This window comes from Candidatus Neptunochlamydia vexilliferae, assembly GCF_015356785.1.
Lineage (GTDB): Bacteria > Chlamydiota > Chlamydiia > Chlamydiales > Simkaniaceae > Neptunichlamydia > Neptunichlamydia vexilliferae.
Window position 1 is genome coordinate 1 of record NZ_JAAEJV010000062.1, and the last position, 9,570, is coordinate 9,570.

General features: G+C 50.3%; 9 protein-coding genes. 2 read left to right on the top strand and 7 right to left on the bottom strand.

Going from position 1 to position 9,570, the window contains the following annotated elements:
- Positions 1–126 precede the first annotated feature (126 nt).
- The 3 genes from asnS to rpsD are packed head-to-tail and all read right to left on the bottom strand — an operon-like array spanning position 127 to position 2,972.
- Entirely contained in the window at positions 127–1,533 is a 1,407-nt protein-coding gene (gene asnS / locus NEPTK9_RS08120; RefSeq protein ID WP_194848334.1) for an asparagine--tRNA ligase, read from the bottom strand.
- Positions 1,484–2,314: a deoxyribonuclease IV gene (locus NEPTK9_RS08125; RefSeq protein WP_267239252.1), complete on the bottom strand. Its 831-nt coding sequence runs from the start codon at positions 2,312–2,314 to the stop codon at positions 1,484–1,486. Before NEPTK9_RS08125 ends, asnS begins: the two co-directional genes overlap by 50 nt.
- A 37-nt stretch (positions 2,315–2,351) precedes the next feature.
- The gene (rpsD, locus tag NEPTK9_RS08130) at positions 2,352–2,972 is read right to left on the bottom strand and encodes a 30S ribosomal protein S4 (protein ID WP_194848336.1); all 621 of its coding nucleotides are present in this window, start codon (positions 2,970–2,972) and stop codon (positions 2,352–2,354) included.
- Positions 2,973–3,077: 105 nt separating this feature from the next.
- On the opposite strand from rpsD, the gene trhO reads away from it, so the two are divergent.
- Positions 3,078–4,019: an oxygen-dependent tRNA uridine(34) hydroxylase TrhO gene (gene trhO, locus NEPTK9_RS08135; protein ID WP_194848337.1), complete on the top strand. Its 942-nt coding sequence runs from the start codon at positions 3,078–3,080 to the stop codon at positions 4,017–4,019.
- Between the two features lie 151 nt (positions 4,020–4,170).
- Here trhO and NEPTK9_RS08140 read toward each other — a convergent pair whose 3' ends face one another.
- Genes NEPTK9_RS08140 through pheT form a run of 4 tightly spaced genes read right to left on the bottom strand, consistent with a single transcriptional unit; the run spans position 4,171 to position 8,242 of the window.
- Positions 4,171–4,353 carry a hypothetical protein gene (locus tag NEPTK9_RS08140; RefSeq protein ID WP_194848338.1) on the bottom strand — a complete coding sequence of 61 codons (183 nt, stop codon included), beginning with the start codon at positions 4,351–4,353 and terminating at the stop codon, positions 4,171–4,173.
- Between the two features lie 48 nt (positions 4,354–4,401).
- Positions 4,402–4,857 carry a methylated-DNA--[protein]-cysteine S-methyltransferase gene (locus tag NEPTK9_RS08145; RefSeq protein ID WP_194848339.1) on the bottom strand — a complete coding sequence of 152 codons (456 nt, stop codon included), beginning with the start codon at positions 4,855–4,857 and terminating at the stop codon, positions 4,402–4,404.
- On the bottom strand, positions 4,832–5,827 hold the full coding sequence (locus NEPTK9_RS08150; protein ID WP_194848340.1) for a toxin-antitoxin system YwqK family antitoxin: 996 nt from the start codon (positions 5,825–5,827) through the stop codon (positions 4,832–4,834). Before NEPTK9_RS08150 ends, NEPTK9_RS08145 begins: the two co-directional genes overlap by 26 nt.
- 36 nt (positions 5,828–5,863) lie before the next feature.
- Positions 5,864–8,242 (bottom strand): phenylalanine--tRNA ligase subunit beta, encoded by a 2,379-nt coding sequence (gene pheT, locus NEPTK9_RS08155; protein ID WP_194848341.1) that lies wholly within the window; start codon positions 8,240–8,242, stop codon positions 5,864–5,866.
- Between the two features lie 72 nt (positions 8,243–8,314).
- Here pheT and NEPTK9_RS08160 point away from each other — a divergent pair, with 72 nt between their 5' ends.
- The gene (locus NEPTK9_RS08160; RefSeq protein WP_194848342.1) at positions 8,315–9,352 is read left to right on the top strand and encodes a LysM peptidoglycan-binding domain-containing protein; all 1,038 of its coding nucleotides are present in this window, start codon (positions 8,315–8,317) and stop codon (positions 9,350–9,352) included.
- Positions 9,353–9,570: the final 218 nt, after the last annotated feature.

Here is a 9,570-nt window from a genome sequence, read left to right on the forward strand (position 1 = left end):
TGAAGCAGGAACCAGCAGGGATTAGCGATAAGAGCCTGCTCCTAGGGTGTATTTAGACAACCTGGGAATCCTCTTCCTTTAGGGAGAGGAGGATGTCAAACCCAAGAGCTGATTTTAAAGAAAGAGTTAAAAACTGCAATTACCAGGAACGCGAGGGAAGGCAATCGCATCGCGGATATTCTCGATGCCGGTAATGAACTGCACAAGTCGCTCAAAACCCAGGCCAAAGCCTCCGTGTGGGACAGAGCCATATTTTCGGAGGTCGAGATACCACTGGTACTCTTCGAGGGGAAGGTCATGGCTGACAATTTTTTCTTTGAGACGATCATGCCGCTCTTCTCTTTGGGAGCCGCCGATAATTTCGCCGACGCGGGGGACGAGGACGTCGAGGGCGGCAACGGTTTTCCCATCGTCGTTATCGCGCATGTAAAAGGCTTTGATCTCTTTGGGGTAGTCGGTGAGGATGAGGGGTCCTTTGCAATGCTCTTCGGAGAGGTAGCGCTCGTGCTCCGATTGGAGGTCGGCGCCCCACTTGATGGGGTATTCGAAGGAGCGACCTGACTTTTCGAGGATGGCGATCGCTTCGGTGTAGGTCATCCGGACAAAGGGGGAGTTTTGGACGTGGGTGAGGCGGCTCAATAGCCCTTTTTCAATAAATTGGTTGAAGAAGGCGAGATCTTCGGCGCAGTTTTCGAGGACATCGGTGATGAGCGCTTTGAGGTAGTCTTCGGCGAGATCGGCGATCATCGGAAGGTCGGCGAAAGCGAGCTCTGGCTCGATCATCCAGAACTCGGCGAGATGGCGGGAGGTGTGGGAGTTTTCGGCGCGGAAGGTGGGGCCAAAGGTGTAGACATCGGAGAGGGCTGAGGCGTAGGCCTCGGCGTTGAGCTGGCCGGAGACGGTGAGGAAGGTGGGTTTGGAGAAGAAGTCTTTGGAGGTGTCGAGGGTTCCCTCTTCTGTTTTGGGAGGGTTATCGAGGTTAAGAGTAGTCACTTGGAACATTTCACCTGCTCCTTCGCAGTCATTCCCGGTGATGATGGAGGACTGGAGATAGAAGAAGCCCCGCTCTTGAAAGAAGCGGTGGGTGGCGTAGGCAAGGCGGCTCCGGACGCGGGCGACGGCTCCTTGGGTGTTGGTGCGGGGGCGGAGATGGGCAATGGTGCGGAGGAAGTCAAAGGAATGCCGCTTTTTTTGGAGGGGATAATCGCTGGGGCTGGTGCCGAGGAGGCGGAGCTCTTTGGCTTGCATCTCATACTTTTGCTTGCCCCCGGGACTTTTGACGATTTCTCCTTGGACGGCGATCGCTGCGCCTGTGGAAAGTCTTTCGATCATCGAAGGTTCGGCAATGATCTGAAAATTCGCAAAGGAGGAGCCATCGGTCAGCTCGATAAAGGCAAAACTTTTTTGGTCGCGGACGGTGCGAACCCAACCACAGACGAGGAGGGTCTGCCCGATGATCGACTCATCGGCGTTTAAGATCGATTTAACTTTTTTTCGGGACTTTAGCGTAGCTTCTAAGGAGGGCGATTTCATCTTTCCACATCTTATCGCCATTGGGGGTTTCTAAATATTTGGGGAGATGACGGAGTTTGGGGTGGGTCATCATCACCTCAAAACATTTGATGCCGATCTCTCCTTTACCGAGGTTCGCGTGGCGATCTTTCCGTGAGCCAAGTGGTTGGAGGGAGTCGTTGACATGGAGAGCATAGAGGTGTTCTAGCCCCACAGTGTGATCAAATGCTTCTAATGTTTTGTTCCAGCCCGCTTCATCGCGGATGTCGTAGCCAGCGGCAAAGATATGGCAGGTGTCGATACAGACGCCGATTGGTACTTTGTCTTTGACGCGGTCGATGATGTAGCCGAGATGCTCAAAGCGGTAACCCATCGTGCTCCCTTGGCCGGCGGTGGCTTCAATGAGGAGGCGTAAAGAGTGGTTTTCCATCAGATCTTCAAGTTCAAGGAGGCTGTCGACGATCCGGTTTAAACAGTTTTCGTCGGTATCGCCTGTGGCGGCGCCGGGATGGAAGTTCATATAGGTGAGGCCAAGCTCTAGACACCGCTCGATCTCCTTTCGAAAGGCGTTGCGGCTTTTGAGGAGGAGCTCTTCTTTGTTGGAGCCGAGATTGATCAGGTAGCTGTCGTGGCTCATCACCTCGCGGATTCCTGTTGACTCGAGCGCTTCTCGCCAGAGGAGGAGGTCATCGGAGGTAAAGACGCGGCCATTCCACTGTTTTTGGTTGCTGGTGAAGATTTGGACGGTGGTGGCACCGATTTCTTGGCCACGAATAAGAGCATTGTGCACACCTCCTGCCATGGAGGTGTGCGCGCCAATTAAAAGGGCCCCTTCCATTTTAGTGGGTGTGTGCTAAGAATTCGCACACGAGGGCAATGTTAATCGGTAGGGGAAGGACAATCTGATCCGCTTCAGGGACAGAGAGGAGCTCCCCAGAAAATTTCTTCTCATCAAGAGAAAGGTATTCGGGGACAGTGATCGAGCTGTTTTCGATCGCTTCTTTGAGTCCCTTGATCTTTTGTGACTTTTCTTTGATCGAGATGGTCATTCCAGGTTTCACTTCAAAGGAGCGGATGTCCACTTTTTTTCCGTTGACGAGGATGTGGCCATGGGCAACGAGTTGTTGCGCTTGGAAAATGGTGGAGCCGAACTTGAGTCTATAGACAATGTTATCAAGGCGACACTCGAGTCTTTGAAGGAGGAGGTGAGCAGCATTTCCCTGCTTTTTGACCGCTTCGTGGTAGTAGCGGAGGACCTGCTTATCGGTCAGCATTCCGTAGACAGCTTTGAGTTTTTGCTTTTCCTCAAGCTGGATTCCAAAGTCAGACTTTTTCCGTCTTTTTGCCCCATGCATACCAGGGGGATTCGGCTTATGTAGTAATGGGTTGCGCAGACGCCCAAAGATGTTAACGCCAAAGCGACGAGCGATGCGGTTTTTCGGACCAGTATAACGTGACATTCATTTCTCCTTATAACACGTAAGACCACAATCATACTGCAAATGACAAATTTTAGGCAAGACCCACTTGTCTAAATTTTGTTTTTTGGCTAAACTTAGCCCATTATGGATTACGAAGTTATTGCATTTTATATTTTAAAGCCGATTGAAGAGCCCCGCCGAGAGATCAAAAGGTGGAAAAAGTTTTTGGAAACCCTCGATGGCAAAGGGCGGATCTACATCAATAAAAAGGGGATCAACGCTCAGATGAGCCTTTTCAAAGAAAACCTTACCCCTTTTTCCGATTGGCTCCTAAAAGATTACCCAAATACCGAGGTCAAAGTGCAGCGCTACCAGGAACATGCCTTTGCTAAGCTGACGGTCAAGTACCGGGAACAGCTTGCGGCGATGGATAAGGACTACGACCTTTCTCAGGGAGGGACCCATCTCTCGAGCGCCGAGTGGGCCAAAATGATCGAAGAGCGGGATGAAGATACGGTGATCCTCGATGTCCGGAACGACTATGAGTGGGAAGTGGGCCACTTTGAAGGGACTGAAAAGCCCACCTTCGAAACCTTCCGCGAATTTCCCAAGTATGTTGAAGAGATGAGCAAAGAGCGCGATCCCAAGAAAACCAAGGTGATGATGTACTGCACGGGAGGGATCCGGTGTGAGCTCTACTCGTGTCTCTTTAAGGAGCAAGGGTTTGAAGAAGTCTATCAGCTCGATGGTGGAGTGATCAAATATGGACAGGAGCAGGGGAACAAACACTGGAAAGGGAACCTCTTTGTCTTTGATGATCGTCTCGTGGTCCCGATTGCCGATGAGGAAAATGAGGTGATCAGCAGCTGTAAACATTGTGGCACCAAGATCGATACCTACTATAACTGTGCCAATATGGACTGTAACGATCTCTTTTTGAGTTGTCTAGATTGCGCAGAAAAGATGAAAGGGTGTTGCACCGATGCTTGCATTGAAGCTCCTCGGAGACGTCCCTTTACGCCGACTGCACACCCCAAGCCCTTCCGAAAGCTACCTCACGAAGAAAAGATTTGTGCTCCGTCATAGGGAGACTTCAGCTCAATTTGACCTATCTTTTTGGCTCTGGCCTCACCTCAAAGTCTCGCCTTGTCTGTTGGACAATGTTCTCGACCTTTCGAGAACGCCAGAACCAAATATCTAGGCGCAAACTGTCTTAAAGTCTTCCTGTGACGGAGCACTACCCTTCGTCAGGATGCTTCTTCTTGTCAATAAGCTCTAGAGCTGCAGACTTTAGGGTCTTCAATCCTTCCTCAAACCCCACTTCGACAAGGAGCTGGTCAAGGTAGCGCATTTCTGCTTGCAGTTGATCGCACATTGACTCGAGTTTGGCGATCTTTTTAAGTAGTTTTTCTTCTTCCACAGTGGGCCTCCTTCACATGTTATACATGCAAAAAGCGTGCCAACTGGATTATTCTGATTCGAAGTCGAGGAGAGCTTGCTTAAGCTTAAGGGAGTAGGCAAAACCACCAATTGTCCCGTCACCTTGGATGATCCGGTGGCAGGGAATGACGAGGGGAAAGGGGTTTTTATTGCAAACATTGCCGATTGCCCGGGCACCTTTTGCTGACCCCGCAAGGGCAGCAATTTCCCCATAGCTTGCCACCTCTCCAATCGGAACTGAGCGAATTGCTTGCAATCCTTTGATGGTAAAAGGGGTGAGAGAGGAAAAATCGAGGGGAAGTTCCGGCCCTTTTTCCCTGTTAAGATAGGCGCTTATCCAAGCGTCGATCTCATCATGGAGACCGTTGGTTTCATAATGGAATGTTTTGGCAAGGGAAAGGGTGATACGGGTAATGAGCCCTCTTTCAACTTGAAAGAGGGCTGCAATAGAAGGAGTTTTAATCGCGGTGGAGAGCACGGTCATTCATAATCGCGATGTTTTCTTCCATCTCGTAGAGTTCCCGGTACTTTTCTTTCGTAACGAGTTGATCGTTATAGTAGTAGCGGGTCCGAGACATTCCATCGAAGAAGACGATCGAAGGGCCATGCTTTTGCCCATCCATCCACTCGGTTTCTTCGACAACGGTCTCTCCATCAACGAAGTGACGCTCGGTGCCATCTTTCCGGCCCTGGTAGTAGTTGATTTCCAGGTAGCGGCACCCATTTTGGTAGTAGGTGGCTCGGCCATGGAGAAGGTCCCGCTCATAGGTTTCGACCGAAATCGGCTCGCCAGAAGGGGCAAAGACCTTCTTTTCTCCATGGACGAGTCCGCCAGAAAGGGGAAGGACTGTATGGGGAATGCCATGGGGGTGGAAGGTTTCTCGAAGGACGGTGAATCCTCCTTCCATCTTCTCTTGGAGGATCACATTTTCATGCTCATCGCGGATGGTCCGGGTTCCCGTTCCTTTGATGACACGGTGTTCGGCTTCATTCCGCTTGTTATAGTACTCTCCCTCAAGGAGCTCTTCGTTATGATACTCCTCAACGCTCATGGGAGTTCCACTTTGGAACCACTTGGTGAGCTTGACATGGGAAGGGGAGAGGAAAACCTCTTCTTTCTGCGGGATGCCGCGGATGTCATAAGAGGTTTTCTTGACGAGGTTTCCCCGCTCGTAGATGCTCTCTGACTCGTTGGTATTGGAGTGGGGGTAGGTATAGGTTGTAGGCCCATGGAGTCTTCCATCTTCGTAGGAAGAGGTGACGGTCACTCCATTTCGAAGGGTGGTGATCACTTGACCGGGATAGCCAGTCGACTCCCATTCCTCTTTTGAAACGTCATACCCATACTTATGGATATAGCGCTTAGAGACAACGTTTTCGTTTTGATCTTTGCTTGAGTTTTGGCAGCCAAACATCAGTAGACCAGAAGATGCGAGAAGTAAGAGACGTTTCATCGTTAACCTCGTTAGATTGCTTTTCCTCCAAACCTATCAGACTTGGAAAATAAAATCACCCATTCTTTCATTGACGAACCGGATCATCCGTTCATGTTCTTTGTCAACTTGAGGTTGCTCAATGGTTTGCCGATCGTTTCGATAGACAAAACGGAAGGTGACATTTTTTCGGTCTTTCCCAATTTTTTCACTTTCGTAAAGGTCGAGAAGATAAAACTCTTTCAAGAGTTTGGAAGGGAACGCTTTTAAGACGTTGGAAAAAGAGCCCATCGGGACATCATGTTGCACCGTCACCGTCCAATCCCGTTCCGATCCAGGGAATTGAGGGAGGGGAGTCATCTTCTTTTCTTTGCCCCGCACCTCTATCAAGTCGTGGAGGTCGATCTGGGCAAAGAAAATCCGTTCTTCGATGCCGAGTCGTTCTAAGCGGCTCGGGTGGACCTCTCCTAAAACTCCGAGGCGCAAATCGCCGATTGAGAGGGTCGCTTGCTTGCCGGGGTGAAAGCTTTTGAGTCTTGAAGGCTCAAACTGTGCCCCTTTCACATCAAAAGCGGTTAAAAGGTTTTCCAAAATTCCCTTCAGATCGAAGAAGTCGACCGCTCCTGGTTTACTCTCAAAGTGGTGAGGGGTCCGCTTTCCTGTTAAAAGAATGGCGGCTGTTAAACGTTCTTGAAACCCTTTCCCTTCTTTAAAGTGGATCCGCCCGACTTCAAAAGCAGAAAGGTTGTGATTTTTTCGGTCGAAGTTGTGTTTGACCGCTTGGAGCATTCCTGGAAGAAGGGACATGCGCAAAATCGACTGGTCGACCGAGCTCGGTTTTAAGACGTGAATTTCCTCTTTTTCTCCCAGCTGTTTTTCTAAACAAAGGTTAGACAGTTCAGAGCTGATCAAGTCGCACGTTAAAAACTCCTGGAGGCCGGCGCCAATGAGTCTTTCCCGCACCTCTTTTTTCATCAGATAAATGGGAGCATGGGGAAGGGAAGAATTAACAACACGTGGTTCCTGTTTTTCGATGTTGTTGTAACCGTAGATTCGGGCCACTTCTTCGATCAGATCGATCTCTTCGGTAATGTCGTTTCGATATGTGGGTACAGTGACGTGGCACGTTTCCTCTTCCGTTTTGACCGTCATTTCAAGCCGCTTTAAAAAGGACTCCACTTCGGCTAAGCTCAGCTCTGTTCCGAGAAGAGCGTTGACGCGGCTTAAGCGCACTTTGACTGTTTTTCTTTTTCGCTCTTTAGAGACAGAGTCGACGATTTGAGAAACCGTTCCTCCTAGTAAACTCGCTGCTCGATCGAGAGCAGCGGTCACCCGTTCAAAATCGACACCCCGTTCAAAACGGGCGGACGATTCGCTACGAAGACCGAGCATTTTAGCCCCTTTGCGGACTGCTGAGGGGTTAAAATGAGCCGCTTCCAAAATCACTTCAGTAGTTGTCTCACTTACCTCTGAGTTGGCGCCTCCCATGACACCTGCAACAGCTACCGGTCCCTTGCCATCATGGATCATTAAAATTCCTGGCGGGATGGTCCGTTTTTCCCCATCCAGAGTTTCAAAAGGGATAGAGCTTTCGGTTGACTGAACCGAGATTTTTTGGTCCCGGATTTTTTTCCCATCAAAAGCATGGAGCGGTTGTCCCATCTCAAGCATGACGTAATTGGTTACATCGACGACATTATTGATGCTTCGGATCCCCGCATTTTCGAGGCGGGTTTTCATCCAATCGGGAGAAGGGCCCACCTTGACTCCGGTGATCCAGCGGCAGCCATAGCGGTAACAGTTTTCAGGTTCTTTAATCTCCACTTCAATGCCAGCAGCGCCCCCTTCGTCGAGCGTGATTTTAGGAGGGATTGCCTTTTGGTCGAGAAGGGCTGCGACTTCGCGGGCAATCCCTAAAAGACTCATGCAGTGGCCTAAGTTTGGGGTGAGCGAAACCTCAAAAATGACATCGCCAAAAAGTTCGGTTAGATCAGTTCCCACCGCGGCTGCATCAGACAGCTCCATAATGCCGCTACTCTCTTCTGTAAAGCCTAGCTCATCTTCGGCGCAGAGCATTCCATGCGACGCAACATCGCGAAGTTTTGACTTTTTAATCTTAAAGGTGCTCCCTTCCTTGTTGGTTAAGGTTGCGCCGACAGTAGCAAGGGCCACCTTCATTCCTGCACGACAGTTTGCAGCGCCGCATACAACCTGGACCGTTTCGGTCCCATCGAAGACCTGGGCGACCTTCAGTTTGTCGGCATTGGGATGGGGGGCGGCTTCTTTAACCTCCGCCACAATCACCCCTTTAAAGGGGAAGGGGGTCGGTTCAACCTTGTCCACTTCAAGTCCTGCCAAGGTGAGCACTTCAGCAAGGGCTTCGTTTGATAGATCCAATTTTACATAGTCTTTTAACCAAGAGAGGGGAACACGCATTTTATTGTCCTTTTTCGGATAACTATAACAAATTCTCTTGATTGGATCACCAAGAAAATTTATTTTGGTTGTATGGATAACCCCTCCTTCGAAAAAATTCTTGCCCGCCGCTCACGGATGCTCATCCACGCGCTCATTATTAGTGGCACCTTAAACTTTGCTCTGATCGCTACCTTTGTCACCTTTGTTTTAAAGGAGCGGAAAGGGATCGTCCTTCCCACAGCTGCCCACGAAACCGTTAAAAAAACCTATTTGAAAAACCAGGCCGTTCTCGCTGAGTTTGCCGCGATGTCCTATGACCAGCTGGTCCGCGAACTTTATGACGAGACCCATGTGGAGGAGGGGCAGAGGCGGTGTGACCTAGCCCTAGCGGCCTTGGCCCATTTCCATCACTTCGATATCGAGCGGGCTCTTGCCGGTGCCCCGATCGAAAAGCGAGAAACCCTTTTTCAAGGAGCGCCCTTCATTCTCTATCCCGGCTTAAGAGCTGACTGCCTTGAGGGGATCCGCCGTTTTGCGCGGGTGGAGGTGTGGCCCCTGACCGCCGAAGGGCTCTTACAAGAAATTTCCCGAAGAGAAGAGGTTCCCCGGAGCCTCCAAGACGCCCTGTCCTGCACGACCGAATATTTCCTCATTCAAAGAGCGCTCAAAAGGCTTCCTTACGCCCTTTCGGACAATGCCCTCTTTGACCTCATTATAAAGGGGAGTTTGGATGCCACGACAGTTGCTGACCTGCCCGTTTTCCTCCTTCCCCGGATCGAAAAGGGGTCCCAACTTGCAGCCTACCTTCTGATCCTCGTCGAAAGAGATTTTGCCCTAAAGCAGCTCACCGACTCCCAAATGGAAAAGCTTCTCAGCCTCCTCACCGAAAAGACCCCCGAGGTAGAAGATTTTCTTGCCGAAGTGGCCACTGGTCTCCGCTCTGACGCGGTCCATGCCCTCGCCGGAAAGCCCCTTGAAGCCTCGCCCCGCCACTACACCGTCCAGCAGGGGGACAACCTCTGGAAGATCTCTCGCAAATTTAAGGTCAAGGTCGAAACAATTCGTGAGCTAAACCAGCTCGAAAGTGACACCCTCAAGCCAGGGGCGGAGCTCCTTCTTCCTCCTTGAAATTAGCTGTTGATAAATATACCTCGTCTAGGTGTAATCAGAGGTTCCTTTACTAAGCTATAGACAGGTAGTAGTGGGCATTCAGTCGTTTAGAGATCGAGAAACCGAAAGATTTTTTTGGCCTTGTTCACCTTTTCGCATTGTGACAAGAAGCTGTCACAACAAGTTGTCTCTCAAAGAGAAGAGACCATCTCTACAGTGAGATGAATCTAGGGTTC

Excerpts from the sequence above, each read along its gene's own strand:
- pheT (WP_194848341.1), bottom strand. The coding sequence starts at position 8,242 with ATGCGTGTTCCCCTCTCTTGGTTAAAAGACTATGTAAAATTGGATCTA.
- NEPTK9_RS08150 (WP_194848340.1), bottom strand. The coding sequence starts at position 5,827 with ATGAAACGTCTCTTACTTCTCGCATCTTCTGGTCTACTGATGTTTGGC.
- asnS (WP_194848334.1), bottom strand. The coding sequence starts at position 1,533 with ATGAAATCGCCCTCCTTAGAAGCTACGCTAAAGTCCCGAAAAAAAGTT.
- rpsD (WP_194848336.1), bottom strand. The coding sequence starts at position 2,972 with ATGTCACGTTATACTGGTCCGAAAAACCGCATCGCTCGTCGCTTTGGC.
- trhO (WP_194848337.1), top strand. The coding sequence starts at position 3,078 with ATGGATTACGAAGTTATTGCATTTTATATTTTAAAGCCGATTGAAGAG.
- NEPTK9_RS08160 (WP_194848342.1), top strand. The coding sequence starts at position 8,315 with ATGGATAACCCCTCCTTCGAAAAAATTCTTGCCCGCCGCTCACGGATG.
- NEPTK9_RS08125 (WP_267239252.1), bottom strand. The coding sequence starts at position 2,314 with ATGGCAGGAGGTGTGCACAATGCTCTTATTCGTGGCCAAGAAATCGGT.
- NEPTK9_RS08145 (WP_194848339.1), bottom strand. The coding sequence starts at position 4,857 with ATGACCGTGCTCTCCACCGCGATTAAAACTCCTTCTATTGCAGCCCTC.